The sequence below is a fragment of the Sulfurospirillum cavolei genome, assembly GCF_001548055.1.
Taxonomy (GTDB): domain Bacteria; phylum Campylobacterota; class Campylobacteria; order Campylobacterales; family Sulfurospirillaceae; genus Sulfurospirillum.
The window spans coordinates 925,206-951,620 of the sequence record NZ_AP014724.1 but is presented as its reverse complement, the minus strand read 5'-3'; the positions used below and the strand labels follow the sequence as shown (position 1 = coordinate 951,620).

Annotated in this window: 26 protein-coding genes; 9 read left to right on the top strand and 17 right to left on the bottom strand. The window is 44.3% G+C overall.

What is annotated here, in order from left to right; genetic code table 11:
* Window positions 1–4: 4 nt before the first annotated feature.
* On the bottom strand, window positions 5–277 hold the full coding sequence (locus tag UCH003_RS04860; RefSeq protein WP_060825649.1) for a metal/formaldehyde-sensitive transcriptional repressor: 273 nt from the start codon (window positions 275–277) through the stop codon (window positions 5–7).
* Between the two features lie 69 nt (window positions 278–346).
* Between UCH003_RS04860 and dmeF the strand changes: the two genes are divergently transcribed.
* Window positions 347–1,261 (top strand): CDF family Co(II)/Ni(II) efflux transporter DmeF, encoded by a 915-nt coding sequence (gene dmeF, locus UCH003_RS04855; protein WP_060825648.1) that lies wholly within the window; start codon window positions 347–349, stop codon window positions 1,259–1,261.
* Window positions 1,262–1,391: 130 nt separating this feature from the next.
* On the opposite strand, the gene UCH003_RS04850 is transcribed toward dmeF, so the two are convergent.
* The 5 genes from UCH003_RS04850 to UCH003_RS04830 all read right to left on the bottom strand — a co-directional run bounded on the left by UCH003_RS04850 (window position 1,392) and on the right by UCH003_RS04830 (window position 4,309).
* A complete protein-coding gene (locus UCH003_RS04850) occupies window positions 1,392–2,897 on the bottom strand; it encodes a WG repeat-containing protein (protein ID WP_060825647.1) in 1,506 nt (501 codons plus the stop codon).
* Window positions 2,898–3,010: 113 nt separating this feature from the next.
* On the bottom strand, window positions 3,011–3,283 hold the full coding sequence (locus tag UCH003_RS04845; protein ID WP_144440982.1) for a hypothetical protein: 273 nt from the start codon (window positions 3,281–3,283) through the stop codon (window positions 3,011–3,013).
* Between the two features lie 62 nt (window positions 3,284–3,345).
* Window positions 3,346–3,525, bottom strand: coding sequence for a hypothetical protein (locus UCH003_RS04840; protein WP_060825645.1), 180 nt, complete (start codon window positions 3,523–3,525; stop codon window positions 3,346–3,348).
* A 126-nt stretch (window positions 3,526–3,651) separates the two neighbouring features.
* Window positions 3,652–4,029 (bottom strand): HepT-like ribonuclease domain-containing protein, encoded by a 378-nt coding sequence (locus UCH003_RS04835; protein WP_060825644.1) that lies wholly within the window; start codon window positions 4,027–4,029, stop codon window positions 3,652–3,654.
* Window positions 4,022–4,309, bottom strand: coding sequence for a nucleotidyltransferase family protein (locus UCH003_RS04830; RefSeq protein WP_039672910.1), 288 nt, complete (start codon window positions 4,307–4,309; stop codon window positions 4,022–4,024). Before UCH003_RS04830 ends, UCH003_RS04835 begins: the two co-directional genes overlap by 8 nt.
* Window positions 4,310–4,535: 226 nt before the next feature.
* On the opposite strand from UCH003_RS04830, the gene UCH003_RS04825 reads away from it, so the two are divergent.
* From UCH003_RS04825 to UCH003_RS04815, 3 genes are all read left to right on the top strand, one after another.
* Entirely contained in the window at window positions 4,536–4,844 is a 309-nt protein-coding gene (locus tag UCH003_RS04825) for a nucleotidyltransferase family protein (protein ID WP_060825643.1), read from the top strand.
* A complete protein-coding gene (locus UCH003_RS04820) occupies window positions 4,837–5,196 on the top strand; it encodes a HepT-like ribonuclease domain-containing protein (RefSeq protein ID WP_060825642.1) in 360 nt (119 codons plus the stop codon). The genes UCH003_RS04825 and UCH003_RS04820 overlap by 8 nt, the downstream gene beginning before the upstream one ends.
* Before the next feature lie 195 nt (window positions 5,197–5,391).
* On the top strand, window positions 5,392–5,748 hold the full coding sequence (locus tag UCH003_RS04815) for a hypothetical protein (protein ID WP_060825641.1): 357 nt from the start codon (window positions 5,392–5,394) through the stop codon (window positions 5,746–5,748).
* Between the two features lie 73 nt (window positions 5,749–5,821).
* Here UCH003_RS04815 and UCH003_RS04810 read toward each other — a convergent pair whose 3' ends face one another.
* Together UCH003_RS04810 and metH are read right to left on the bottom strand one after the other, a co-directional pair.
* The gene (locus UCH003_RS04810) at window positions 5,822–6,526 is read right to left on the bottom strand and encodes an SIR2 family NAD-dependent protein deacylase (RefSeq protein WP_060825640.1); all 705 of its coding nucleotides are present in this window, start codon (window positions 6,524–6,526) and stop codon (window positions 5,822–5,824) included.
* Between the two features lie 11 nt (window positions 6,527–6,537).
* Window positions 6,538–10,008: a methionine synthase gene (metH, locus tag UCH003_RS04805; protein WP_060825639.1), complete on the bottom strand. Its 3,471-nt coding sequence runs from the start codon at window positions 10,006–10,008 to the stop codon at window positions 6,538–6,540.
* 145 nt (window positions 10,009–10,153) lie between these two features.
* Between metH and UCH003_RS04800 the strand changes: the two genes are divergently transcribed.
* Complete coding sequence (locus tag UCH003_RS04800) at window positions 10,154–12,037, top strand: methyl-accepting chemotaxis protein (RefSeq protein WP_060825638.1); 1,884 nt, start codon at window positions 10,154–10,156, stop codon at window positions 12,035–12,037.
* Here the strand turns inward: UCH003_RS04800 and UCH003_RS04795 are convergent.
* Entirely contained in the window at window positions 12,034–13,224 is a 1,191-nt protein-coding gene (locus UCH003_RS04795) for a methyl-accepting chemotaxis protein (RefSeq protein WP_060825637.1), read from the bottom strand. The two genes, UCH003_RS04800 and UCH003_RS04795, sit on opposite strands and share 4 nt — an antisense overlap.
* Window positions 13,225–13,389: 165 nt before the next feature.
* On the opposite strand from UCH003_RS04795, the gene UCH003_RS04790 reads away from it, so the two are divergent.
* A complete protein-coding gene (locus tag UCH003_RS04790; protein ID WP_060825636.1) occupies window positions 13,390–14,010 on the top strand; it encodes a LysE family translocator in 621 nt (206 codons plus the stop codon).
* Window positions 14,011–14,021: 11 nt separating this feature from the next.
* Entirely contained in the window at window positions 14,022–14,903 is an 882-nt protein-coding gene (locus UCH003_RS04785) for an EamA family transporter (RefSeq protein WP_060825635.1), read from the top strand.
* On the opposite strand, the gene UCH003_RS04780 is transcribed toward UCH003_RS04785, so the two are convergent.
* Entirely contained in the window at window positions 14,904–16,838 is a 1,935-nt protein-coding gene (locus UCH003_RS04780; RefSeq protein ID WP_060825634.1) for a sulfatase-like hydrolase/transferase, read from the bottom strand.
* 349 nt (window positions 16,839–17,187) lie between these two features.
* Between UCH003_RS04780 and UCH003_RS04775 the strand changes: the two genes are divergently transcribed.
* Together UCH003_RS04775 and UCH003_RS04770 are read left to right on the top strand one after the other, a co-directional pair.
* Window positions 17,188–18,504 carry an ammonium transporter gene (locus UCH003_RS04775; protein ID WP_039672933.1) on the top strand — a complete coding sequence of 439 codons (1,317 nt, stop codon included), beginning with the start codon at window positions 17,188–17,190 and terminating at the stop codon, window positions 18,502–18,504.
* A 12-nt stretch (window positions 18,505–18,516) separates the two neighbouring features.
* Window positions 18,517–18,855, top strand: coding sequence for a P-II family nitrogen regulator (locus UCH003_RS04770; protein WP_025345241.1), 339 nt, complete (start codon window positions 18,517–18,519; stop codon window positions 18,853–18,855).
* 75 nt (window positions 18,856–18,930) lie between these two features.
* On the opposite strand, the gene UCH003_RS04765 is transcribed toward UCH003_RS04770, so the two are convergent.
* The 7 genes from UCH003_RS04765 to UCH003_RS04735 form a co-directional block, all read right to left on the bottom strand.
* Window positions 18,931–19,158 carry a BrnA antitoxin family protein gene (locus UCH003_RS04765; RefSeq protein ID WP_060825633.1) on the bottom strand — a complete coding sequence of 76 codons (228 nt, stop codon included), beginning with the start codon at window positions 19,156–19,158 and terminating at the stop codon, window positions 18,931–18,933.
* A complete protein-coding gene (locus UCH003_RS04760; RefSeq protein WP_039672935.1) occupies window positions 19,145–19,429 on the bottom strand; it encodes a BrnT family toxin in 285 nt (94 codons plus the stop codon). The genes UCH003_RS04765 and UCH003_RS04760 overlap by 14 nt, the downstream gene beginning before the upstream one ends.
* A gap of 289 nt (window positions 19,430–19,718) precedes the next feature.
* Window positions 19,719–20,489: a hypothetical protein gene (locus UCH003_RS04755; RefSeq protein WP_231964813.1), complete on the bottom strand. Its 771-nt coding sequence runs from the start codon at window positions 20,487–20,489 to the stop codon at window positions 19,719–19,721.
* Complete coding sequence (locus tag UCH003_RS04750) at window positions 20,441–22,189, bottom strand: molybdopterin-dependent oxidoreductase (protein WP_060825632.1); 1,749 nt, start codon at window positions 22,187–22,189, stop codon at window positions 20,441–20,443. Before UCH003_RS04750 ends, UCH003_RS04755 begins: the two co-directional genes overlap by 49 nt.
* A 40-nt stretch (window positions 22,190–22,229) precedes the next feature.
* Complete coding sequence (locus UCH003_RS04745; protein ID WP_060825631.1) at window positions 22,230–23,918, bottom strand: bifunctional diguanylate cyclase/phosphohydrolase; 1,689 nt, start codon at window positions 23,916–23,918, stop codon at window positions 22,230–22,232.
* A gap of 129 nt (window positions 23,919–24,047) precedes the next feature.
* Entirely contained in the window at window positions 24,048–26,099 is a 2,052-nt protein-coding gene (gene glyS, locus UCH003_RS04740) for a glycine--tRNA ligase subunit beta (protein WP_060825630.1), read from the bottom strand.
* 88 nt (window positions 26,100–26,187) lie between these two features.
* Window positions 26,188–26,391 carry a phosphoribosylaminoimidazole synthetase gene (locus tag UCH003_RS04735; protein ID WP_060825629.1) on the bottom strand — a complete coding sequence of 68 codons (204 nt, stop codon included), beginning with the start codon at window positions 26,389–26,391 and terminating at the stop codon, window positions 26,188–26,190.
* Window positions 26,392–26,415 lie beyond the last annotated feature (24 nt).

Sequence of the window (26,415 nt, the reverse complement as noted above, 5' to 3'; positions counted from 1 at the left end):
AATCTTATTTTAAATACGTTTTTAAAAGCGAAGCAAGGTTTTGTATCTCTTTTTCTCTATCGGCTTCGCTGACGTGATTTCCCAGATGTTCTTTGATATGCCCGTCCAGTACCTCGCTCATTAACGAGTGTATTGCACCGCGTGCCGCGCTGATTTGTTGTAGTATTTTAAAACACTCTTTTTCGTCTTCCAAAGCTTTTTCAAGACTGCTCAATTGACCTTTAATTTTTTTAACCCGCAAAAGCAGTTTCTCTTTATCGGCAATCGTATGAGACATTTTTGACCTTTAGAATTTTATTAGATATACTGGGGTATAGTATCTGAAAGAATTTTAAAAAGGTCTAAAATGAACACGCTAGAATCACTCAAAAGTCTTGCACATTCACACAATTTCGATGCGTCAAATCCGATTGCCCAGAAGAACACGCTTTATGCCACGCTATTGACGTTTACGATGATGGTCTTTGAAATCGTCGGCGGCCTTTATTTTAACTCGATGGCACTTTTAGCGGACGGATGGCATATGAGTTCGCATGCCTTAGCACTCGGTATGGCATTTACGGCATATGTTATGGCAACCAAATACGCACACGATTTTCGCTTCAATTTCGGAACGTATAAAATAGAAGTGCTAGGCGGTTATACCAGTGCAATTTTACTGCTAGTCGTCGCTTTTTTTATGGCGTACCATTCGATCGAACGTCTTTTCAATCCGGTACAAATCGCTTACCAAGAAGCAATCGTTATAGCCGTTTTCGGGCTGATCGTCAATCTTATATGCGCATGGCTGCTCAAAGACGATCATCACCACGGACACGATCACCATGAACATCATCACCGTCACGATATGAACCTTAAAGCCGCCTACCTTCACGTTCTCGCCGATGCCTTGACGTCGGTTTTGGCGATTGTCGCACTTTTAGGCGGTATGCTATGGGGTGCAAATTGGCTTGATCCGGTGATGGGAATCGTCGGTTCGGTCTTGGTTTTCATATGGGCGGTAGGGCTCATCAAACAATCGGGGAAAATACTCTTAGACGCAACGATGGACGAACCGATCGTTCAAGAAATCATCGACGTTATCAATGCTTTAGAAGAAAAAATCTCGATTAAAGATTTACATGTATGGCAAGTCGGCAAAGGCAAATACGGCTGCATTCTCACACTGTGCGCTCAAACACCCCTGAGCATCGAGCAGGTCAAACACGGACTTTCCATTCATGAAGAGTTGGTACACGTATCGATCGAACTCGCATCATAAAATTTCGAAAAGTGCCGAAACAACCTATCGGCACTTCATCGTACTCTTGGCGATCATTGCCTTAAACGTTAGAAGAACATGTCAAAAAATCACTTCAAAACTCCGATGTAACGCTTACATGTAAAGGTTTTTATTTAATGATATAGAGTTTTTTAGGCGTAATGACCCAATGTCCTTTTGTATCGATATAGCCCCATTTATCATCGACTTTTGCTTCGGCGATACCGTCTGAAAATGGATTAATTTCATCAAATTTAGGCTCAACTACCCACTCAGCATTGCGGTTAATAAGCCCATAGCGTTTTCCGTCTTCCGAAGCGACGGCTATTCCGTCGGGTGTTAAAAAGTGTAAGCGTTTAAATTTAGGCTCGATGATCCATTGACCGTTTCGATCGATGAAGCCATGTTTTTTATCTTTCTCAACACCGATAATTTCAGGAGTCGTGTCCGTTATAAAATCGATCTTATCAAAAATAGGTTTGAGAATGTATGCACCGCTTTCATCGATAATACCCTCTTTTAAATTGTCTCTTACCAAGGCTAAACCTCTTTTAAAACAACCTATCCATTGAAATTTAGGCTCCATTACCCAATTGCCTTGTTTATCGATCAGCCCGTATTTTCCATCTTTTTTTGCCGGCGAAATAGTATGATTCACATAACAAACTGCCGTAAGATCATCAAAACGAGGCTCAAGTACCCATTGCCCCTCCGTATTGATCAGTCCGGTTTTTCCATTTTCACGTGCGCTGGTAATGGGCGAATCCATAAAAAAAGCAACTCTCTCGAATTTAGGCTCTACCACCCAATTGCCTTGTTTATCAATTATACCGACTTTTTTATTCTCTTCAATGAACGCCCTACCGTATTCAAAAAAACCGCCGTTTTCAAATTTAGGCTCTATCACCCACCGTGCCGATCGGTCAATAAAACCCCACTTGCCCTCTTCCTTAACAGCAACTATATCTTCATGAAACGAACGATACGCTTGCTCATACTTTGCAGGAATAACAAAATGTCCGCTTTTATCGATCAATCCCCATTTGCCGTTTTGTTTGACCAAAGCCGTTCCCTTATAAAAAGCATGCCCGTCTTCAAATTGAGACTCCGTTATAAGATCGCCGTTTTTGTTAACGTATTTTATTTCTTTATTTTTTTTCGTTAAGGTTATACCGTCTTCAAAAATAAACCTGTTCTTGATGTCGTTTTCAAAAGGAAAAAGTCTGTAAATAAGATAGTGTTGTAACATCATATTGTAGATCAACGCATTGCCGCTTGAATCCGCTTGCACTCTTCCCGTAATATCATAAGACTTTGCTTCGGCTAATAAGCGATTGGCTTCTTCTTTTGAGGTTTCGATATGCCATACGTTCTTCACAATCGAATCACTGTCCAATACGTTTTGTGCTAGATTCTTTTCAATGTCGATTTTGACATTTAAAACACCTTCCGCCTCATTATAACTCTCAACAACGGCTCTGCCGATGATTGCTCTATCTAAAAGAAAAAGACGACTACGAAAAGCTCGATCGGTTTCATTTGTTTTGGGGTGTAAATCGTCCAGATTCCAACCCTCCGACGCAAAAACGACACTCAGTGTTGCCAAAAAAGCTACTATGATTTTTCGAAATTTCATTCTCTATCCTTTACATGTAACGCACTTAAAATTGCTTTTTTATTTCACACGATTATAACGTAAAATAAGATTATTGATGATTTTGCCTTACATGTAAAAGCACAAACGCTCTTTTAGCTCCACAGTGAAGTTAAAGAGACTTTTTCGGCATGAATATCAGTTGGACGATTCGCTTGTATATTTTCCAATGTTTGCAATGCGTCAATCTTCGTCGCCAAAATATTGGCTTGCGTCGTTTGATTGTCACTAAGTTTTGACTGCATATCTTTGTAAAGTGACAACAAATCAACGGTTTGATTACTCTCTATTTTTGTATCTGTTAAATGAAGCGATTGAGACAAATCGTTGTAGCTTAGTTTCATTTTTTCAGCATCAGAAGTTTGCAAAAAACCTTCCTGAGTTAGCGTCCGCCATTGCTGATAAATCGTCTTCACTCATAGAGCTAGGATCATACGTTTGCGCTAATGCCTGCATAAACCCATACGTTGATGTCGGTTTCAATGATTCGCTTGATAGCATATCCATAATACGCAATATGCTCAACGCCTGTTTGAGGGTCAGTCACCTTAACACTTTTAGACGGTGTAGCATATGAAGCAGTAACGGCGTTGGTCGAAGAACGAATCATGCTATGATTCCTGCTTTTTAGTAAAAAAAAGCAAAATTTATTCCTAGCATTTATAGAGTTAAACTTTTAACTTTGACCCTTTTTACGAGGCAAGGCATTTTAAGATATTGAGTGTTTTAAAAGAGTTCAAACCTTTAAATCTTTGCTCATTAGTTTGATAACTCTCGATAATTCACCGAGTTTGGAAGAGCATACATCGAACAATATTTCAGCGTTAATATCAAAATAATGATGCGATAACACATCTCTAAGTCCTTTGATATTTTTCCATTCAATGCTTGGATAACGTGGTAGTAGTTGCCCATCGGTCAATTTGTCAATGTTTTTTAAACCTTCACCAATCGCCAATAAACGCATGGCGATACTGTCTAATTTTTCGATGTTCTCGGCGCTGGAAAGAAAATCATCTACCGTTTTAATGGCTTTAAATCGCTCGATGACCATATCGATAGACATGTCGATATCTTCAAGCGTTGATAATACCATTAAGGTTCGATCAGACATATATCACATCTTTCGTAATCATCTGAAGCAAAAAAGGTTTCATGTATTTATGTTTCGTCATCAAATCGACTTTTTTTTGCAAGGAGGTTTCAAGGTCATATTTTAAACCCATCACGTTGTCAAATTTTGCTTGCATACTCACAAAAATATCGACATCACTATCGTCTTTGGCTTCATCGCGTGCATACGAGCCAAACAAACCGATCTCTTCCACACCGTATTTTTTTTGAAACTCAGGTTTATGCATGGAAAGATAATCAAGTATGTGTTGCTTTGTCATACATCCTCCTTTGGTTTTGATGTGATTATAACATAGAGTCAAATTATTTATGATTTTCTTTTTACATGTAAAATCTCTTAGATTCAAAAGAAGCACTCTCTTTTGGTATATGTCTCTACTCGAAGAGGTGTATGCGTTTTAGAAGAGTTAATCCCAAAACAAGCTATACCCACGTACTTCTTAATATACAATTCACAAAGCGCTCAATCTTCGCTATAATTTTTTTATGAAAAAAGAAACCATTCTTCAACAGCTTAAAAGCATGAAAAACCATTATCTACCTGAGGGCTTCGTTATAGAGGGCTTATTTGGCTCATACGCTCGTGATGAAGCAGATGAGACAAGTGACATCGACATTCTCATCGAAGCCAAACCTTCCTTTGTCGAGCGTTACGGTATCAAGTCAATTGAGCGCATCGAAGAAATCAAAAAAGAGATGAGTTCTATTTTTGGCGTTTCCGTTGATTTGGCTGATAAAACAGGCATGGGAAAAACTGCTCAAAAATTTATTATTGATAGAACGATTTATGTCTAAAGAGAGCATTAGCAAAATCTATCTCATTCTTGAAAAAATAGAATACATTGAAGAAATTGTCACAAATACTGGTTCTATTACCAACGCTTTACACGACTTAACGACTTATCGCCCCGCTATTTTGATGCACCTTACGTCCATCGCCGAACAATTCGACAAAATCAAAAAATCTTCTAACAATACCTTTCTTGAATATTTTGAAACCGATGATCTCAAAGGCATTTACGATGTGAGAAATTACATCGCACATGATTACGAAGGTGTGAATCTTGCTATTATTGAGTGGATTATCAGGCATATTTTGCCGAAGTTTAAAGAGCAGTGTATGAAAATTATTGAGGCAAAACTATAAAACTTTAGCTAGATAATGATTTAAAGTAGCCTGACACCTTTGTTATCCTCGAAGAGGTGTATGAGTTTTAGGAAATATTGGTAAAAAAGTAAAAGTTGAGTACATACTCCATTTTCTCTTGAGTTACATGTAAGATTATTATTGGGTATTTTTTATTACACTGTCGTTACCAATACTATCACAAGGAAGAAAAGGATGCAAGATTTTATCAACAAAACATTTAAAGGCTTGAATACGGCATATTACGTAAGGCATTTTATATTCGGTATCGTCATCGCAATTGTTTTCGTTTCTGCATTATCAAACGGTTTTAAACATTTTTCTTTCGGATTTATTTTTTCTGCCGTATTAAATACCTTTTTATACCCTTATGCCCGTTTTGTCTATGAAAGCGTCGTCGGTTATATATTCGGCAACAATGTCTTCTTTGTTAACATGATTTTATTATTAACGCTCAAAATTATTTCCATGATGATTTGTTGGACACTGGCTATCTTTATTGCACCTTTGGGATTAGGCTATTTATACTTTTATCATTCAAAAAATTCATGATAAATTCACAACAAGGTATCGCAAATATCCGATACCTTTTCTTTTTTACGGTTATGCTTTTACACATAAAACTTTAGTTTTGATCATACCTTAAAAACCTCTCCACATCCGCCACAATCTCATCCACCGCTTCAGTCGCTTTTTTATACAACACTTTGCTATAAACCCGCTCATTGATCGCATCACTTCGCTCAAGATTATTCAAAATGGAAACCTTTACATGTAAAGCGAAATGATCCATCGCGACGACGTTTCCGCTTGAGCCGATGATGGCTAAAAACTCACAATCTTGCATCGCATCATAAAGGTGTTCATACATCGGAGCGGCTTCGCCGAAGAAGACGATGTCGGGGCGAAAGGAGCCTCCACAGTTTTTACATGTAAAAGTTCGATCTTGCTTGGTGTAGCCGATAATCTGGGTTGCTCCACATGCTTCACAGCGAAGTCTGGGCAAAAAACCGTGCAAGTGCAAAACGTCTTTGCACCCTGCTCTCTCGAACAGATCGTCCACATTTTGGGTGATGATGGCGATGTCTTTGGGGAATTTTTCTTGTAGTTTGGCGATGGCATGGTGCGCGGCATTGGGTTCAACCGCGCTTAATTGTTCGCGCCTTGCATCGTAAAATGCCAGAGTGTTTTCACGGTTCCAGCTCAAACAGCCGGCCGTACAGATCTCCTCGATGCGGTACTTTTCCCACAGCCCATCCGCGTCGCGAAAGGTGGAGAGTCCACTCTCCGCGCTGATACCTGCTCCTGAAAATATCACCACTTTTGCCATGAAAACTCCTCTTACACGTTGAAGTAAAGTGCTTCTTTATGGTGCATCACGATCGCCGTCGTACTTTGTTCGGGGTGGATTTGGTACGTCTCGCTTAATTCAATGCCAAATTCCTCAGGCTTTAAAAGATCGAAAATGACTCTGGTATCTTCCAAGGCAGGGCACGCGGGGTAGCCAAATGAGTAGCGACATCCGTGGTAGCGTTTCATCTGCACATCACGCAAGCTATGCCCCTCATGCTCGGCGATGCCAAGATCAAGTCGTATCTGTTTATGCACGATCTCCGCCAACGCTTCGGCGAGTTCCACGCCCAGCCCGTGTACGAAAAAGTATTCGGTAAAATTGCCCGCATCGTAAAGCTCTTTTTCATACGCTGAAAATTTCGCTCCCGCACTCACGCACGTCAACGCCAAAACATCGTGACGAGAAGGAGAAATAAAGTCGCTTAAAGCACGGTACGGAGTGCGATTTTGGCGCGGAAAGTCAAAGACTTTGATGGCACGCTTGCTCGCTACTTCGATGCTCTCACGACACACTTGTTCCTCGCTAAAATAGCCCTCGCTCTCATTAAACAAGTAAAGCTTGTTCTCCAGTGAACGTGCAGGAAAATAGCCGTAGATGAGTGTCGGCTCAAACAGCCCAAGCCGCTCGATGTCCGCTTTAACACGCTCATAAGTCGGGTAAAGTACCTCATCAAGCTGCTTTTGCTTCGCTTCTTTACTTTGCCCTTTTCCGCTGTAGCCCCAACGCTGTGCGAAAAGGATTTTATGGTTGATCCACGAATAGGCTAACTCTTTGACATCGGTCTTTAAAACCCGTCTGCCCCAAAATGGTGGTGTCGGGATTTTGATGTCACGACTTGGCATTTTAAGCTCATGAAACGGAGGCATAGGTTTGGCTTCTTTGGTGGCGCGATTGACGCTGTTTTCCAAGACAACACGGCTAAACGAGGTGTCGTAGTTTTTCGCTTCGATGCGGCTCATCGCCGTTATGCCCTCAAATGCGTCTTTACAGTAATAAATCGGTCCATCGTAAATCGGGCGGCAAAACTCTTCCACAAAATTGTCCGTCAGTGCCGCGCCGCCTAAGATCACGGGAATTTTGATGCCCATTTTTTGCATCGCTTCAAGGTTTTCTTTCATGACATTCGTGGACTTTACCAAAAGCCCGCTCATACCGATCGCATCGGCATTATGCTCTTTTAGCGCTTGCAAAAACTGTTCAAGCTCGGCTTTGATGCCGATGTTGACGACTTTAAAACCGTTGTTGCTTAAGATGATGTCGACCAAGTTTTTACCCACGTCATGCACATCGCCTTTGACCGTTCCGATGATGAGCGTTGTGGTTGTGTTTTTTTCAGTTTTGGGTAAAAAAGGTTGCAGATAATCGACCGAAGCCTTCATCACTTCCGCCGATTGCAAAACAAAAGGCAGTTGCATTTTCCCGCTTCCAAAAAGCTCGCCGACCACTTTCATCGCATCGATCAAAATCTCATTGACGATAAGCTCAGCTGGCAGTTCCTCTTTAGCCGTGGGTAAAAGAGCTAACATGCGCTCTTTATCGCCATCGATCAAAAGCGTCGAAATCTTCTCGTGCGTGCTCATCGCAAGGTACGCCGTGTCACTCTCGTCTTTGTTCTCCACCACGCCCTCAAAATGCGCGATAAATTTAAAAAGTGGGTCGCCCTCTTCACGGTAGTTGAAGAGCAGGTCTTCGCACACTTTTTTATCCACGTCGCTGATCTTGTGCATCGGAAGTGTGTTTTTAACGTTCACGATCGCCATGCTAAGACCGGCTTCGACACAGTGGTGTAAAAAGACGGAGTTTAGGTATTCACGGGCGTGTTTGGCTAAACCAAACGAAATGTTTGAAACGCCGAGTACGAAGCCCACTTCGGGATGCATCGCGTGAAACTCGCGAATCGCCTCGATGGTCTCAATCGCCGCGGTGTGGTACTCCGCGTCGCCACTGCCCACGGTAAAGGTAAGAAGGTCAAATACCAAGTCTTCAGGGTGAATGCCGTATCGTGTGGTCGCAAGCTCGTAAATACGCTCGGCGATCGCCACCTTTTGTGCTTTACTTTTCGCCATACCTTGCTCGTCGATGCTCAGGCACACGAGCGCCGCACCAAAACGTTTGGCTAGAGAGCAGACTTTGTCAAACTTTTCGATGCCGTCTTCAAGATTGACTGAGTTGATGATGGGCTTTCCACCAATGAGCTTAAGCGCACATTCCAGTGAGGGGAGTTGCGTGGTATCGGGCATGAGGGGCAAAAGAATCTTTTGCACGTAACGCCCCATCACCTCTTTCGTATCTTTGATCTCGTCACGTCCTGCAAAGCCGACACTGACGTCGATGCCATGTGCGCCACTGCGTACTTGTTGTTGCGCGACACTCAGTGTTCCATCGTAATCTTCCGCCAATAAAAGCTCACGAAACGCTTTAGACCCTGTAGCATTGCTTCGCTCACCGATCAAAAAGGGTGCGGGGTCTTGTTTGAGTGCTCTGGTTTCAAAAAGCGATGCGATGGAGCGAGGCATGCTTCCTGTAGGAGGAAGCGGTTTTTTGCCCTCCACGCGTTTGGAGAGCTCTAAAATGTGTTGTGGCGTCGTACCGCAACACCCTCCCAAGATCGCCACACCCGCGATGTCGGTAAACTTTTCTTGAAGCTCGGCAAATTCGCGAGGTCCCATCGGATAAAACGTGTACCCTCCGCGGTTTTGCGGAAGTCCCGCGTTGGCATGCACACTGATGGGTTTGCTCCAAACGGAACTCAGCGTTTTGACATGCTTTTCAACCTGCTCAGGTCCTGTACCGCAGTTAAAACCCAGACTTAAGATGTCAAAGGGTTCTAAGATCGCCGCTATCGTGGTTGCGTCGGTGCCAATAAGCATCGTTCCGCTAAGTTCAATAGTGACCGAAACCATCACGGGAAGCTTTACATGTAAAGATTTTTGAGCATCAAAAATGGCGTGAAGGGCGGCTTTGATTTGAAGCGGATCTTGTGCCGTTTCGATAAGAAAAAGATCTGCCCCGCCGTCCACGGCTCCGCGTGCCGCCTCTTTGTAGCCCTGATACATCTCATCGTAACCGATATGCCCTAAAGAGGGAAGCTTGGTTCCCGGACCAAACGCCGCGGCGGTAAAGCGGGGTTTTTGGGGCGTTTCAAAATCCGCACACGCCTCTTTAACGATAGCAACGCCCGCGCGGACAAGTTCATAGGCTCTCTCACCGATGCCGTAATCCTCCAAAACCCACGGCAATGCACCAAAGGTGTTGGTCTTGATGATGTCCGCGCCTGCAAGCAAATAACCGCGATGAATTTTTGAAATGGCATCTTTACATGTAACGTTCAAAAGCTCATTACATCCCTCTTTGCCCTCCCAAAGTTCAGGCGCAATCTGTAAAGCTTGTATCTGTGTGCCCATCGCACCATCGATGACTAAAATTTTTTCTTTTATGCGTTCTTGGAGTCCTAACACGCTTCTGTTTCCTCGTGGTAAATATCAATCTATCATAGCAAATCTCCTCTAACGTCCGCCTAAAAAGATTGTTACATGTAATAAAATCGTAGTCGTTTGAAGTTACAATGAACGTCGATTTTGCTTTCCAAAGGATAGGTTGTCCGTGCGATTTAAAACGAAAATTATGCTTGTCGTCTCACTACTCATAGCCGTATGTCTCTTTTCTTTCGGGCTTTTTAGCTACCAAGACACCAAAAAAAACAGTATTCGCCAGATCACGTCGAGTCTGCACTCTACGGCTCGCTCGTTTACCGACTATATCGATCTTCTGATCGCCACGAAGCAAAACGACGTCGAAAGTGCCGCACGTTTTTTTCACGACATTGATCTCATTAGCTACCATCAAATGGTGCAAAAACTTCAAGAAACGACTAAAACCATCGGTGCGCTTGACACCTACGTCGGCTTTGAGAACGGCGATATGGTTTGGGGAAGCGAAAAACAACGTCCGCAAGGGTACGACCCTCGAAAACGCCCGTGGTATCTCCACGTCAAACAGACGCAAAAAACCGCTATCAGCGACGTTTACCGCGGTGCAACCGATACGCGCTTGATGGTCACCGTGATGAGCCCGATTTTTGACGATACGAAAAAATTCGTCGGCGTCATCGGTACGGATATTTTACTCGAGAACCTCACGCATGCCCTTTCGCATATCGATTTTGAGGGCGGTTACGGCATTTTGCAAGATACCAAAGGCATTATCGCGGCACATCCGAATCCCAAGCATTTAGGCGTCGCACTTGAGAGTATCGCACCTTCGTTAAGCGCACAATTGGGAGAGCAAAAAGAGGGTATCGCCGATTATTCTTTTGAAGGAAAAGAAAAATTGTACGCTTACGCAACGTCTGAAAAAAGCGGCTGGCGTATCGGCATCGCTTACGACAAAGCCAACTCCTATACCTTTTTAAACGCGCAAGTTCAAAAGCTTCTGATCATCGCAACGCTTATGCTGTGCGTTTCCCTCGTCATCATCGTGATAACGACGCAAGCACTTTTACGCCCGTTAAGCAGGTTGGGAACGATTGCGTCCGCGCTTTCAAGCAACGATGCGGATTTACGCCAACGACTGGAAGTGAAAGGAAAAGACGAGTTTGCGGAGGTAACGATACACATCAATACGTTTATCGAAAAGCTACACGACATCGTAACGACGTCCAAATCCATCAGCCATGAAAATGCTTCGATTTCGCAGGAACTCTCACGCACCGCACAAGCCGTCTTACACAACGTCGCCACCGAATCGTCGATTATCGCGCAAACGAAACACGACGGCGAAATCATTTCAAAAACGTTGGAAAATTCCGTCGATTTAGCGCAAGAGTCGAAAAAGAAGCTGACGCAAACGCAACACGACATTCAAGACGTTAAGCTTCATGTCGAACAACTCGAAGAGACGATGAAAACGACCGTTGAGAAAGAGTACTATTTGGCACAAAAGCTTGAAGCCGTCAGTAAAAATACCCATGAGATCAAAGACGTGCTGATTATCATCAAAGATATAGCCGATCAAACCAATCTTTTAGCCCTCAATGCCGCCATCGAAGCCGCACGTGCGGGAGAGCACGGACGCGGTTTTGCCGTCGTTGCCGATGAAGTGCGAAAGCTAGCCGAGCGTACGCAAAAAAGCCTTGTCGAAATCGACGCGACGATTAACGTCGTCGTTCAGTCGATCTTGGACGCCAACGGCGATATCGCGTCCAACACGCAAGAAGTTCACCGTTTAGCCGAAGTTTCCCAAAAGCTTCAAGGAGGTATGGGCTATATCGATACTATCATCGCTGAAACGATCGACCATACTAAAGAATCGGTCGGACGCTTTATCGACAATGCTCAAAAAGTCAAGAAGATGGTTGAAGAAATCGATAAGATCAACACGCTTTCACACGAAAACGTACAAAGTATCAAAAACGTCTCTCAGGCTTCCGAACACCTTCACGGGATGACCGAAAGCCTTAAAAACGAACTGGGGAAATTTCAAAGTTAAGCTCTCGAAAAACTTTTATTTTCCGCGGTATTGAGCTCTTGCGAAACGTTGACGATAACTTGAAGTTTTTGAATAATCTCATTCATCGCTTTGCTCTCTTCTTGCGCGGCGATGCTGATGCGCTCGACTTCGGCTTGCGTCTTAATAATCTCGTCCACGGTTTTTTGCAACGCCGGAACGATCTGATCGACCACTTTTTGCACGTCCATAATAAAAACGCGAATATTATCGGTCGATTTGTTGCTCTGATCGGAAAGCTTGCGTACTTCGCTCGCAACCACCGCAAAACCGCGTCCGTGATCTCCCGCGCGTGCGGCTTCGATGGTGGCATTGAGGGCTAAAAGGTTGGTTTCGCTCGCGATGTATTTGATTGCGGTGGTAATCGTACCGATTTGCTCGACCGCCGAACTCAAATCTTTTGCCATGCCGTTCGTGACTTGCACGTTTTTGACTTCGGCCGCCAATTTATCGTTGACGACGACGATCGTATTGGCGGTATCTTCGATTGATTGGGACGCACTTTGGATAATGCCCGAAATCTCCTTGGTCTGCTCCGCCAATTTGTGCGAAATATCCCGAGCCTCTTTAAGCGCTTTATCGTTATTGATCGCCGTAACGACTTGCGCTAAAGCACTGACGCTCTCCGCCGTCGCCGAACGCGGAGGACTCGGAATCACGACGACGTCAGGAAGAAGGTAGTGTTGGTATTTACTGTAAAGTGCTTTTCCGCTTGAGACGTAACCGTCCGTTCCGATAATGTAGCGTGCCCGACTTAACGCCTCTTTCGTTTCGCTCTCCGTGCACTCTTCAAACGCAACGATTCGATACGTGACGTGGTCGAGTTTGTAGAATTTTAAAAATTTTAATAATACGTTCGCTCCGGAAGTGCTGTTATTGAAAATCACGACCTCTTCGCCCGCTTGGATACGGCTCACCGCAACGAAAAAATCGGTCGGAGGAACAAATTCGACCGCCACGACGATCTCTTTGCCGTATTTTTTAACCATTTCGTCGTAACGATTGGTAAAGCAGACCACCAAATCAAATTGTTGAACGTCGAAATTTTGATAGTTACTTAATGTAGCTTTTTGATACACCGCCGTCGTCGATAAGGTGGCATCGACCAAAGACACTAGCTCTTGCGTCGTTGCTTCATTTGCCCCGATTAAGAGAAGATTAACGCTCATATCCGTCCTTTTAACACAAAGTATTTACCGTATCGCCTACCCTAAAAATACAAGAACGTTTGATTATAAATCAATCAATGGGATATAAATAGGACGAAAATTCATCAAACGATCGATGAAAATCAGTGTATAATCGTACCCATCATCCCAAGAAAAGGCTAGAGTATGTTCGAGATTCAAAACTACGTCGGTTTTATCGGTGCTATCATCGTCTTTCAATTGATTCCGGGAGCCGGAACGATCGCTATCTTAAACGCAACGGCACGCAACGGCATTTCAGCTGGACTCGGTGCTGTTTTTGGAACCTTACTCGGCGATTTTGTTTTTATGGTAGCCGCTTTAGCCGGACTTGCGGCAGTGATGCAACAAAATCCGTTCTTATTCGAATGCCTTCAATACTTCGGTGCTTTGTATTTGTGTTGGCTCGGCTTGGGGCTGATTCGTGCGAAAATAACGCCGGAAAAAGCACATCAAGAGCCGAAAAAATCTGCTTGGGTCTATTTGAAGCAAGCCTTTTTCGTCAGCATCACCAACCCAAAAGTCATGCTCTTTTTCGTTGCGTTTTTCCCGCTTTTTCTCAAAGCAGACGCTTCACATGTCACGCTGATCGCGATGATGGTTCACGTCAGTATGATGAGTTTGATCTATCAAACGCTCTTGGTACTTTTGGGTAACGCGTTGGCTCTTCGGTTGAAAGCCTTTCCTTTTGCGCGAACGTTGGCGACCAAACTTGCCGGTTTTGCGCTCATTGCCTTTGGCGTCAAACTTGCCGTCAATAACCGTTAAGCGTTTGATTGATGCCGATTAAAGAGAGCCTTTTAGCGCTAAGCGTGGTCGTCATTTGGGGTGTGAATTTTGTGGTTATTCAAGTCGCCCTTCGCGAAATTCCTCCTTTATTGCTGACCTTTTTACGCTTTTCGTGCGTCGCTTTTCCGTGGATATTTTTCTTTAAAAAGCCTCAAAATACTTCGTGGAAACTGCTTTTAGCATATGCATTAAGTATGTTTGTGCTTGATTTTGCTTTTTTATTTTCAGGAATGTATGTCGGGGTCAGTTCGGGAATCGCCTCGCTGGCCTTACAAACACAAGTCTTTTTTACTGCGGCTTTGGCGGTTATTGTCTTTAAAGAAAAAATGACGCCCGCAAAAGTGCTAGGAGCGGCTATTGCCTTTTTCGGTATCGTATTCGTCGGCTTTCATACCGGAGGCGACGTCAATCTTTTAGGGCTTTTCTTCGTCGAATGCGCCGCACTTTCGTGGGCGATCGGCAATCTCGTTTCCAAGCGCATCGGTCACGTCGATATGTTGGGACTCGTCGTTTGGGGAAGTTTTATCTCGCTTCCGTTTTTAGGAGTGCTAGCCTATTGTTTCGAATCGCATCTGTGGCATACCGAGATGTTTACGCACCTCTCGTTTAAAAGTATCGCCGCCCTTGCCTATCTTGCCTATCCGGTTACGTTTTTCGGCTTTGGAATTTGGAGTTGGTTACTGAGTCGCTATCCCGCTACGACCGTCGCGCCGTTTACGCTTTTGGTTCCCGTCGTCGGATTTACCTCTTCGGCACTTTTACTCCAAGAAGCCCTTCCCTTATGGAAACTTTTTGCCGCCGCTTTAATCGTTACGGGGCTCGTCGTCAATCTTTACGCGGATCGATGGTTCTTTTCTCGTAAGCGCGTTTGATTACTTCTCTTTAATTTGCTCCAATCGTTCCCGTCTAGGCTTTGCCAAGGGTTCGCCGGATGGGGTTTCGAGCATCTTTTGTAAGGTATCTAAAGGTATCGTCGTATCGTTTTTGAGCGCATCAACGAGCATTTCGCCGCCGAGTTTTCCAAGAGCGTAACAATACTTACCTTTGACGCTTTGATTAGCATCGCTCAAAACCCCGATACGCGAGCATTGATCGATCCATAAAAAAAGATCGTTGTCTTGAAACTCTTGCAGATACTTAAAGAGCTTCATCGTTTCGAAAAATTTGATTTTGACTTCAAAGAACGGGCTCACTTCAAGGGTTTCGTTCAAACGAAGCAAGACGGGATATTTGTAGGTACTTTTTCCGATCTTAACGGCTCGCGTCGTACTTCCGAGTGCAAGGTCTTCTTCAATTTTAGGAAACTCCCAAAAGCGGCTGATCTCATGCGACCATGCGCTTAAAACGGCATCGAAACTCTCGAAAGAAGCTTCCAAAGAGGGCTCGTCGCTTAAAAGGTTTCGCGAAAGTCCCAACTGCGCGTCATAGCCCAAAAACGGTAAAATCGTCGCACCGATGTCGAGCGTCGATCCGACTTTATCGACGGTTCTAGGCTCCGTAATACGAGGATCTAAAATAACGAATTGATCGCGACGCGTCCCTTTCATCAAGTCGTCGATTGCCATATTGTGCATCGCCAAATGATCCGAACCGATGACGATCAGCGTATTTTTCCCGTACGGCGATTCTTGAATGCGCGTAATAAACCGTGCCAGCAATTCATCCGAACACGTCACCGCATTGAGCATCGAATTGCTCCCGTCTTTATAGCGTTGCGCCTCACAACTTTTCGATACGTGTCCGTAGGGATGGTGGGTATCCATCGTCGAAAGGAACATCGCAAATTTTTGCTTGGATTTGGAAAACTTTTTAAAATCGTTAAACGCAATGTCCAACAGCGTATCGTCAAACAAACCCCAAGGCGTTTGGTAACTTGGCGTTTTTAGGAGCGGTTTGAGCTCTTTATCGCCTTTTACGTCTTCAAAACGATGCGTACGATACAGTTTGTCGACGCCCGCAAATTCTAAGGGCGATCCGCTTCGATAGATCAGTTTGTACCCTTCTTTATGCAACATATCGCTTAAACACGTCGCACCCGAGTAAAACGAACTCATTTTCGACATGGAATTACCCTGAGGCGAATAGAGATTCGTGCTCGGCGTGACCAAAGGAAGACCGCACAGCACGGACGTCATTCCGGCGATCGTCCAACTTGTTCCGTGCGCTTGCTCGATTTGAGTGAAAACTAAACCTTTTTCGCGCAACAAGCGAAGCTTCGTGACCAAATTGGGAAAAATCGTTTCGTCAAAATAGGTCTCCTCGAAACTCTCCGCAAAAATGTAAACCAAATTCAGATGCTCTTCGCTCGAAGCTATCAGACTCGGCTCCCGATAATAATCGCTAAAACGGTAAACCATACTTAAAGGATTTTCCACGCCGACGCTTTTCAAAAACGTTTCGGCTAAGAAGCGACTGCTCGGATGAATTGCAAATGCCAAGAAAAGTGCGAAAGCCGATACGATGCGTTTGAAACGGACGTAACGTTGCGAAGACTCTTTTTGCAACGCTTTGTAATAAACGATGCACAACACCAAACTGCTCATAAACAAGACGACGCCGACACCCATGATTAAATAATAATCAGCATATCCTGAACCGTCTAGCCCGTAGCGAAGATGAAATAAAACGGCGTCGTTGATACCCTCGCCCGTAAAATAATTGGATACGATATAAAAGGTGCTCAACACTAAATAAACAAAGATCATCAGCGTCGAGAAAAAAGCATGTAGCGGTTTGTAAACCTTATGCCTTGCCGTCAACAACGAAAGAAAAAAAAGTACGATCGATAGCCCCAATAGCGTATTCATTCGGTTACATGTGCCCCTTTTTTTAAAAGCGCATTATATCTTTTTCCGTTTTGTTTTAATAGCGTACTTCAAAACCTTCGTATTCGCGTTACAATAACAACAAACTTCGGCGAAAATTGATCAGTCGCCAAAGCGGAAAGCTATGCTCGGGGTTTTTTTCACAAGAAGACTCTTTCGCGACGGAGGATGGTTTGCGTTTTTTAAGAGGTCTAGCAACGTATAGCATCATGGCGAACCGAAACCTCAGCCTCGTTTTAGCTAACTGGTTAAAATTTAATCATTTTAATGCATAGATTAAAAACCGCTAAGTGATACAATTTCATCAGTTCAACACTACTAGGAGGAATCAATGAGAAGTAAACTACTTGCTCTTGCAACTATGTTGCCGTTATCAACATTGTGGGCGGCAGAAGAAGCGGCAGCCGAAGCGGCTGAAGCGGCACCGACTTTAGACGTCGGTAATACGGCATGGGTTTTAACGGCGACGGCGCTCGTTATGTTTATGACCCCTGCGGGTTTAGCACTTTTTTACGGCGGTATGGCTCGCTCTAAAAACTTGCTTAACACGATTGCAATGAGCGTTATGGGCTATATCGTCGCCTCTATCGTTTGGGTCGTTTGCGGTTATACCTTAGCTTTCGGTACGGACATCAGCGGCGTTATCGGTTTCGATAGCTTCTTTTTAAGCGGTATTAAGGTGACGGACCTTTGGGCAACCGGAAATATCCCCGTACTTCTTTTTGCGGCCTTCCAAATGACGTTTGCAGGCATTACCGTAGCACTTGCCAGCGGTGCGGTCATCGAGCGACTTAAGTTTTCGACGTGGATTGTTTTTGCGGCACTTTGGATCATCGCATGCTACGCACCGATTGCACACTGGGTATGGGGCGGCGGTTTCTTGTCGGCTGACGGTGTTTTAGACTTTGCCGGCGGTACGGTTGTTCATATCAATGCCGGTGTTGCGGGTCTTGTCATGGCTTTAATGCTCGGCAAACGAAGCGACTACGGTAAAGCGATGTTCCCTTCATCCGTAACGCTAACGGTTTTGGGTGCAAGTATGCTATGGTTTGGTTGGTTCGGGTTTAACGCCGGTAGCGAACTTGGAGCAGACGGTATCGCGGCAAGTGCTTTCTTGGTCACCAACACGGCGGCGGCGGTTGCGGCATTTTCATGGATGCTTGTTGAATACGTTACGTATAAAAAATTCACACTTTTGGGTATCGCTTCGGGTATCGTAGCAGGTCTTGTCGCCATTACGCCGGCAGCAGGTTTTGTCGATACGGCGGGTGCATTAGTGATCGGCGTTGTTGCGGGTATCGTAGCGTTTTACGGTGTTAACGGACTTAAAAAAGCTCTTAAATACGACGATTCGCTCGATGCGTTCGGTATCCACGGTGTTGCGGGTATCTGGGGTGCGATTGCGACCGGTATTTTTGCAAACCCTGAAGTCAACGAACTAGGAACAGGTTTACTTTACGGTAATGCAGGTCAAGTGCTCGTACAAGTCGAAGGCGTTGTCGTCACTATCATCTATACGGCGATCGTAACGGCGGTAGTCTTTAAAATCGCTTCGATCCTCACGGGCGGTGCAAGAGTCAGTGCCGAAGCCGAATCTCAAGGTTTAGATGAAGTCGAACACGGCGAAAAAGCTTTTAACTTAAGATAAGAAGGACTGAAGATGAAAAAAATAGAATCTATTATTAAACCTTTCAAACTCGAAGACGTCAAAGATGCGCTAGCAGAACTTGATATTACGGGTATGACGGTCAGTGAAGTCAAAGGTTATGGACGCCAACAAGGTCACTCGGAACTCTACAGAGGTGCCGAGTACGTCGTCGATTTTTTACCGAAAATCAAGATTGAAGTCGTCGTCGTAGACGAGCTGGTCGATAAAGTCATCGACGTCATCGTAAAAAGTGCCCGTACGGGTAAAATCGGCGACGGAAAGATTTTTGTTTCCAACGTCGAAAAAAGCGTTCGCATTAGAACCGGCGAACTCGATAACGAAGCGGTATAATCTTAATGAGGTGGGGCTTCCCCACCTTCTTTTCTGAATATCTCCCCGATCCATGCAAAAAGTTTATAGCAAAACCTATAAAGAGCCTATCTCTTTCCGTAAAAACGCATTAATCAATGACTGATACGAAACCTTTTGCTCACTCGCTTTTTTCTTAAAGTATAAAATGATGTCATTATCAAGTCTGAGTGTCGTTGGGATTTTTTTAGGCTCATAAAATCGCCCTCGTACACCGCCTTCAAAATCATACGACTCTTCAAGCTCATAGCTATCGTAGTGTTCTCTTTCTTTAATGGTTTTCATAAAATTCCTTTTCGGTTTTATTGGCATGTCTTGCACTAATGATGCGCACTATCTCTTCGCCAAATTCATCAAAAAACATATTGGCAACGACTAAAATTTTCTCTTTTGTCGTTGCACCAAGGGTTATCCAACGCTCTTCACAATAATCAAACCTTGCGTCACACTTTGAGATATGAAACGGGTCATCAAACACTTCTCTCGCTTCTTCAAAGCTCACGCCGTGCTTTTGAAGATTTGAAGCACTTTTTTCTTGACTCCATTCAAATTTCACATGTTTCCTTTATGAATAGTGTAAAAAGTATAACGCTTTTGTATGTACATTGTCAATAAACTTAAAATTTTTCTCTAAGAAGTTAAAAGTTTACCCCTATACTTTATATATTGTAGTAGAAATTGAGCTAGATTTGAAGGTACTCTTTATCTTGCATAATGCTCAAGAATTACGTAGCATAGCCCTCTTTAACTCAAGGACTATCTGCATTACGGCTCCTTGTAAATCATCAGGTCATTAGATGAATTTGCCTTACATGTAAACATTTTTACGCAAGCAAATCGTGATATTATCGTAGAGAGTCGTCTCCCATCGCTTCTTCTTGTAACTCTTTTTCTTCTTTTTTACGGTAGGTCATCACGAGGTTAAAACACAATTCGCTGAGCATCAGAAGTTCCCACATAGAGAGAATCTCTAAAAAAGGCATTCCTTCTTCAAGGCTTTCAAAATCGATCTGACATGTAAAGGTATAAGCGTCGTTGGGAGCACCGAGTTCGGGAAGGCGCAAAGCGTATTGAAACGCAAAGGCGATATTTGGATTGCGCCCCATACGTCGAATGCGTTTTAGCGTCCCGTCGTAATCTTTTTCGCTGAGGCGAATCTCCGAATGGATATTGTGCGAAAGTACGTTGCGCACGAAAGAGAGAATATCGACAAAATTCTCGTATTGCTCGCCGCACAGGCGTTGCATAAAGACTTTAAACGGACTTTCAAACCGCAAACTCTCGACCATCGCCATACAAATACCTCGAAACGCATTGAACTCGACAAAATATTCAAACAACGAAATCGCTTCGTTTTGCGTCTCTCTTGCATTGACTAAAAGTTCGTGAATCAATTCGGCGTTAAAATAGTACGCTTGATCGTTGTCGTATTTTTTGACGACAAATAGACTTCGATCGCTTAAATCTTCCGTTTTGGTCAATTTGCCGAGAAATTCGCCCATATGTAAAAAATAAAAATTTTGCTCGACAAGCAATAAAGCATCGTCCAACAAAACGTCCGTATCGCTCACGAGAGTCGCTCCAAATGCACTTTCATATCCTGAAAAACCGCACATTGTCCCTCTTGACTCGTTGCGTAAGGCGTTAACATGTTCACGTTTTTCGCACCGCTGTAGAGCAACAAACAATCGTCTCGAAGCTTGGAACTGGGCATCACGGAGTACATACAAGAGCCGTAACGACTCGAAAGCCTCACGCGTTCTTCTTGCTTAAGCCCCAAACTTTGCGGTACGTACAAATAATCGTCGGTCACAAATTGCGAATTGAGCGATCGGTTTTGCTTCGCGGCGATCAGAAAAAATCCCCCCTCTTCCAATACCTCTCCCTCATCAAAAGAGTCCATAAATTCAAAACGACCGGTAGGCGTGTAAAAACGCTCTTCGTAGGGTAGCGTTTCATACGTTTTCGACATCAAAAAGCCCTCTTTTTCAACACTGTTCGTTGCGATCATACGCTCTAATATGACCGTATCTTCTTCCAAAGGCGCGTGTTTAAACGTTTCTAAGAGCCGTTGCGTCAATGCATATTCGCTGATCGCAAAGGTTGCGTCTTCAAGTTTGGGCATCCGTCCGATAAACGGGTGTCCGTAGCTGAGTTTGAGGTCGTTTTTTTCCAAAAACGATTGGGCGGGAATCACTAAATGCGCTTTCGCAGACGTCTCGTTTTCGTGAAGCCCGAAATAAACGACGCACTTTGCCTTGGAGAGTCCTTCTTGAACTTTGGAAGAACAGGGCATTTGGCTCAACGGATTGCCGCCTTGAATAAACACCAAATCGTAATCGCCGAAATTGACGGTCGGTAGCGTTACTTTCGTAGCATCAATTTTAAAAGGCGAGCTAAACCCAAAACCGCTGTCGCTAATGTACCCTACGCCGCACCCTTCTTTTCCAAAAAGCCCCAACATCGCCGCGAAAGCGTCGATTGAGCGCAAAACGCTGTGTCCGAAACGGTATTTTTGCACGCCGATGCCGACCAAAACGGAAGTTTTTTTCCCGGCAATCAAGGAGAGCAACGCGCTTGCTTCTTCAAGACTTACTCCCGATTTTTCTACAAGATACGGTAGTGAGAATTTTTCGATCAGAGCTGAAAAAGCCGTGTAATGTAAACAACGCGACTCTAAAAAGGAGCGATCTTCCATGCCTTTCGTTGCGATTAAACGGCATAGAAGCAGTGCCAAATACAGATCGCTTTTCGGACGAATCGGAATAAACATATCCGCGCGTTCGGCAAGATCTATTTTAACGGGATTGATGACGATAAGGGTTTTCCCTTTTAAGGCGGGTAACATGTGAGAATTGGTCACGCTCGGGTTTCGTCCCCATACGATGACAACTTCGGACTTTTTAACATGTAAGGGAGAAAGCGAAAGATCCGCCCCTCTTCCTTGTACGATTCCGCTCGCTCCCGCTTCTTCGCACAACGAACCGGAGGCAAATACGGCTCCGTGTCGGGCAAAAAACATTTTCGAGACGCTTTGCATCACGCCTAAATTGCCGCTTCCTTTAAAATAAAGCGTGCGTGAAGGCAGATACGTTCGAAGCTGTGTTTCCAAAATTTCGCATGCCCGCTCTAATGAGACGGTCTGCCCCAAGTAGCGAGCCTCTTCGATGCGGTCGAATTGATGGTAATGGTTGAGATGGTGGCAAAGATAGCCTTGCGTAATCGGGTGGGCTTTATTGCCCTTAAGCACGCGGTTCTCGTTAACGACGATGCTACACCCGTCGAAGCAATCCAAAGGACAAGTCGTAAGACGCATTTGATCCCCTTTAACGATGAAAAATGGCGTTAATTATACCCTAATTCTCCAAACGCAAAAGTTTATCTTCCAAGATTTCCAAGCTTAAAGGCTCATTCACGTCAATATCCAGATGTTGGTATTCCATGCTTAAAGCGTACTCTTCCAACATGGCGTCTAACGCTTCGTAGCGCATATGCGTATGCTCTTGCGTATGGATTACCAAAAAATTGTCGCTGTAGGCTCGAACGATCATCGCTTCGGGATAAATTTCATGGATACACTGCGCGATACGCCTTAAAAAAAGATCGCCTTTTTTCCAACCGTAACGTTTATTGTACTCGGCAAAATGCGTACAGTTGAGATGGTCGATGCATAACAATTTCATGGAACAGTCCCCTGCGTGCGCGAAGAGAAATTTGAGGTAATTGATATTGTAAAAACCGGTCAGTTGATCGCGGAAGTAGTATGAAAAGCGCATCTCTTCCAATAAATCTTTAGGCATTTGCGTCGTATTTTCAGGCAATTTTACGTTTTTAAACACTTTTTTGGCAGCGGCAACGATGGAAGGGTTGAATTGTTTGCCGCTCTCTTCTTCCAAAAGAAAAAGTGCCTCTTCGCGACGTAAGCATTTACGATACGCTCGATTCGTCGTCATTGCGTCAAAGGCATCCGCCACGGTAATGATTTGCGAGAAAATCGGAATTTGCTCCCCTTTCAATCCGCTCGGATACCCTCGTCCGTCGTAACGTTCGTGATGGTGCAAAACGATGGTTGCCAATGCGCTAAAAGGTTCACGCAACAACAACTCGTAGCTGGCGGTCGAATGGCGTTGAATCAGTGAATATTCCATCGAAGAGAGCGTATCGGGTTTGAGGAGGATCGAGTCTGGAATCTCGATCTTTCCGATGTCGTGCAACATGCCCGCTTTATAGATAAAATCGGCTTCATCGTGGGAGTAGCCGAGCTCAAGCGTGAGAAGCTTGGCATACTCGGCAACCCTTTGGCTGTGACCGGCGGTATAACTGTCGCGTTTCTCGACCATATCGATAAGCGCGTACATGCTCTCTTCGTAGAGTTTCGTTTTTTCGTTCAAATAATTGCGTCCTTTGGCGTGAATCCACCAAATCGCAAAGAGTCCTAAGCACCACGTTCCCAAATACATACCGATTAAAAAATAGTAACTTTGCGCATTAGCTTCCCGAAACGTGGGAACTTGCATCGAAATCGTCGTAAAACCCAACAACGCACCGATCTTCTCGTCGTCGTGAACGTGGCAGGAGATGCACGAGTGGTTTGCCAACATCGGTACGGCGTAAAAAAGGTATTTGCGTTCGTTTTTGTAAAAAATATTGTACGTATCTTGTTTCGTCTCTTTGACGCTTAAAAGCGATTGTTTAACGCTAGCAGGAACGTTCATCGCATGAATATCTTTGTAAATCGAGTTAATGGAAAGATCCATATCGCTATGGCGTGCCAAAACGGCCAGAAGGTCGCGTAGGGAAAAATTATTGCGAATGCTGTACTTTTGCTCGTCGCTTAACGCTTTGGCTTTTTGTTCATACGCCCAATACACAAAAGCGATCGACTGCTCGGCAACGCCTTTTATTTTTTCCAGAGAGCTTTGCTCGATATGCTTCTCTTCGTTGATAAATTGGTATACGACAAAAAGAGAGGTTAAAAACGTCCAGCAAATCGTCAGCAAAATAGCGATTTGTTTAAAATATTTAATTTTCTTGCTTAAGGACATCTTTTTTTGTCATCTTTTTTTAATTTAGTAAAAATAATTTTACCAATTATGCCCCAACAAAGCTTAAGCAACGATTTAAGAGGAAAAAGAGGAAGAAAAAACGAGGAGAGCGTATCTCCTCGTCAAGGGTTAAATGCTAATTTCTTTAATATCCGCGATAGATTTAAACGCAAGATAAATAGAAGCGATCAGGTTTTGACGATTGGTTCTTCGCGCAAGATCGTCCGTGTTGACCATGACGTTATCGAAAAAGGCGTCGATAGCGGGTTTGAGTCCAAAAAGCGCGTCGAGGTGCTCTTCGTACGAAGCGTAATGTTGTGCATTGAGGGCTTGAAACGCCTGAAAAAGCGCTGTTTCGTGCGCGTCGTCAAATAACGCTTCGTCGATACGAAGCTCGTTCGTTAGGTGCATATTTTTGATGATGTTCGCGACCCTTTTGAAAGTCGAGAACATCTCTTTAAATCCTTCGCTCGTCGCGATCGAAGATAAAGCTTTGATCTTGTCGGCAAGACGAACGACGTCCCGTTCTCCGCTATCGATAACCGCCGTGATAATCGAAGGATTGACGTCGAAGAACTGGTATAAACGCTCCAAAAAGAAGTTTTCCAACACGGCAAAATCAAACGGACGATACCCTTGCGCCAAAGCCTGCAAATCGTTTTTAATATCAAACGCGATGCGTTGATCCAAGACGATTTTAATAATGCCGTTGACCGCACGTCGAAGCGCATAAGGGTCTTTATTGCCCGTCGGAATTTTTTGAATGCTAAAGAGCGCAATCAACGAATCCAATTTATACGCCAACGCGACAATAGCACTAAAAAGCGTGCTCGGAAGAGCACTCTCTTCGGAATTGGGAAGGTATTGTTCCCTCAACGCCAACGCCACAAGAGGCTCTTCGCCCGCCGCCGTCGCATAGTAGTAGCCCATCAAACCTTGAAGCTCCGTAAACTCGTACACCATCTCCGAGAGCAAATCGCTTTTAGAGTACATCACGGCTTTGTGCATCAAAGCGTTTAAAGTCGCCTCGTCGATCGGCGCATGTTGGGCTAAAAGCGTCGATGCGTATCGGTGCGTCAAATAATCGGCAATCGTTTTTTCGCGAAGCTCTTTATCCAAAAGCGATCCTAAGCCTTCAAGGTAGGTAATATCGCTCAATCCTTCGTAACGAAGACCGTTTTTGAGGTCGTTTTCCCAAAAGAAAAGCGCGTCGGAAAGGCGAGCACGAAGCACTTTTTCGTTGCCCTTAACGATCAAATCGTAATCGTCGCTGATCGCGTTGGAAACGACGATAAAACGATTGCTCAGTTTGCCCTCTTTAAAGACGGGGAAATAGCGTTGATTCTCTTTCATCGACGTAATAATGACTTCGGGAGGCAATTGTAAAAAACGCTCTTCAAACGAACCGATCAATGCTTTGGGATACTCCGTGATCGCAACGACTTCCGCCAAAAGATCCGCATCAATTTCGATATGAACGCCTTCTTTGGCTTCGATCGCTTTAAAGTCATCCAAAATAATCGCTTCGCGTTTGTGCGGATACAATACGACGCCGCGCTTTTCCAATCGCTCGAAATAATCACCCGCAAACATGTAAGCAAAAGGTTCGTACGAAACCGTTCGATGCGGATACGAAAACGGCGTCGACTCGACACCGAAGAGCGAAAAGCTCACATGTTCGTCTCCGAGCATACATCCGATCCAACGAATCGGACGAATAAAATGCTCCTCTAAAAAGCCCCAACGCATCGATTTACCGAAATTGAGCCCTTTGAGAAACGTCTCGATCATCCCCTTGAGCAAGTGTTGACTCGCTTGTCCTTCAACGGTTTTTTTGTAGTAAAGAACCGTTTTACCGTCTTTTTCGCCTTGGGCGATTTCACTAAAATCGACGCCGCACTTTTTAGCAAAACTGAGTGCCGCAGGAGTCGGTTCGCCGTCTTTAAACGCAACGTTTAAAGGTGCGCCGAAAAACTCTTCTTCACGCGCTTCTTGTTCGGTAGGAAACGCTTGATGCCACAAGACGAGACGACGCGGCGTATAGTAAAATTGAAATTCGCACGCCAAAGCGTTTTTTTCTAAAATATCGAGCCAGAGTTTTTCAATGTTGGGAAGTTCTTTTAAGAAGGGAACGGCGGGAAGCTCTTCGACGCCTATTTCAATTAAAAGGGGTTTGATCATCGATCGACCTTTACATGTAAATAATTTAGGTTTATTGTAACCAAGAGTTGGTTAAATCGTCCTTTTACATGTCAAGGTCGCAAACGCCTTAGGCTTTGGATTTACAATGCCCGACCCACTTGCTTAAAAGCCAAATCGAAGGGCAAAAATCGGTAATCGCCCAAACGACGATCATTGCGATCACGAAGCCTAAGAGGATCGTACCGTAAATCGAGCCGGCACTCATCAAGCAACATGCGATAAAAAGTACCGCTGCCATCATCAAACGTTGAAGTTTTTCCGCACATCTCATATCGTATCCTTTTATCTCATTTAT

Excerpts from the sequence above, each read along its gene's own strand:
- UCH003_RS04860 (WP_060825649.1), bottom strand. The coding sequence starts at position 277 with ATGTCTCATACGATTGCCGATAAAGAGAAACTGCTTTTGCGGGTTAAA.
- dmeF (WP_060825648.1), top strand. The coding sequence starts at position 347 with ATGAACACGCTAGAATCACTCAAAAGTCTTGCACATTCACACAATTTC.
- UCH003_RS04850 (WP_060825647.1), bottom strand. The coding sequence starts at position 2,897 with ATGAAATTTCGAAAAATCATAGTAGCTTTTTTGGCAACACTGAGTGTC.
- UCH003_RS04840 (WP_060825645.1), bottom strand. The coding sequence starts at position 3,525 with ATGATTCGTTCTTCGACCAACGCCGTTACTGCTTCATATGCTACACCG.
- UCH003_RS04835 (WP_060825644.1), bottom strand. The coding sequence starts at position 4,029 with ATGTCTGATCGAACCTTAATGGTATTATCAACGCTTGAAGATATCGAC.
- UCH003_RS04830 (WP_039672910.1), bottom strand. The coding sequence starts at position 4,309 with ATGACAAAGCAACACATACTTGATTATCTTTCCATGCATAAACCTGAG.
- UCH003_RS04825 (WP_060825643.1), top strand. The coding sequence starts at position 4,536 with ATGAAAAAAGAAACCATTCTTCAACAGCTTAAAAGCATGAAAAACCAT.
- UCH003_RS04820 (WP_060825642.1), top strand. The coding sequence starts at position 4,837 with ATGTCTAAAGAGAGCATTAGCAAAATCTATCTCATTCTTGAAAAAATA.
- UCH003_RS04815 (WP_060825641.1), top strand. The coding sequence starts at position 5,392 with ATGCAAGATTTTATCAACAAAACATTTAAAGGCTTGAATACGGCATAT.
- UCH003_RS04810 (WP_060825640.1), bottom strand. The coding sequence starts at position 6,526 with ATGGCAAAAGTGGTGATATTTTCAGGAGCAGGTATCAGCGCGGAGAGT.
- UCH003_RS04795 (WP_060825637.1), bottom strand. The coding sequence starts at position 13,224 with ATGAGCGTTAATCTTCTCTTAATCGGGGCAAATGAAGCAACGACGCAA.
- UCH003_RS04790 (WP_060825636.1), top strand. The coding sequence starts at position 13,390 with ATGTTCGAGATTCAAAACTACGTCGGTTTTATCGGTGCTATCATCGTC.
- UCH003_RS04785 (WP_060825635.1), top strand. The coding sequence starts at position 14,022 with ATGCCGATTAAAGAGAGCCTTTTAGCGCTAAGCGTGGTCGTCATTTGG.
- UCH003_RS04780 (WP_060825634.1), bottom strand. The coding sequence starts at position 16,838 with ATGAATACGCTATTGGGGCTATCGATCGTACTTTTTTTTCTTTCGTTG.
- UCH003_RS04775 (WP_039672933.1), top strand. The coding sequence starts at position 17,188 with ATGAGAAGTAAACTACTTGCTCTTGCAACTATGTTGCCGTTATCAACA.
- UCH003_RS04770 (WP_025345241.1), top strand. The coding sequence starts at position 18,517 with ATGAAAAAAATAGAATCTATTATTAAACCTTTCAAACTCGAAGACGTC.
- UCH003_RS04765 (WP_060825633.1), bottom strand. The coding sequence starts at position 19,158 with ATGAAAACCATTAAAGAAAGAGAACACTACGATAGCTATGAGCTTGAA.
- UCH003_RS04755 (WP_231964813.1), bottom strand. The coding sequence starts at position 20,489 with ATGTGCGGTTTTTCAGGATATGAAAGTGCATTTGGAGCGACTCTCGTG.
- UCH003_RS04750 (WP_060825632.1), bottom strand. The coding sequence starts at position 22,189 with ATGCGTCTTACGACTTGTCCTTTGGATTGCTTCGACGGGTGTAGCATC.
- UCH003_RS04745 (WP_060825631.1), bottom strand. The coding sequence starts at position 23,918 with ATGTCCTTAAGCAAGAAAATTAAATATTTTAAACAAATCGCTATTTTG.
- glyS (WP_060825630.1), bottom strand. The coding sequence starts at position 26,099 with ATGATCAAACCCCTTTTAATTGAAATAGGCGTCGAAGAGCTTCCCGCC.
- UCH003_RS04735 (WP_060825629.1), bottom strand. The coding sequence starts at position 26,391 with ATGAGATGTGCGGAAAAACTTCAACGTTTGATGATGGCAGCGGTACTT.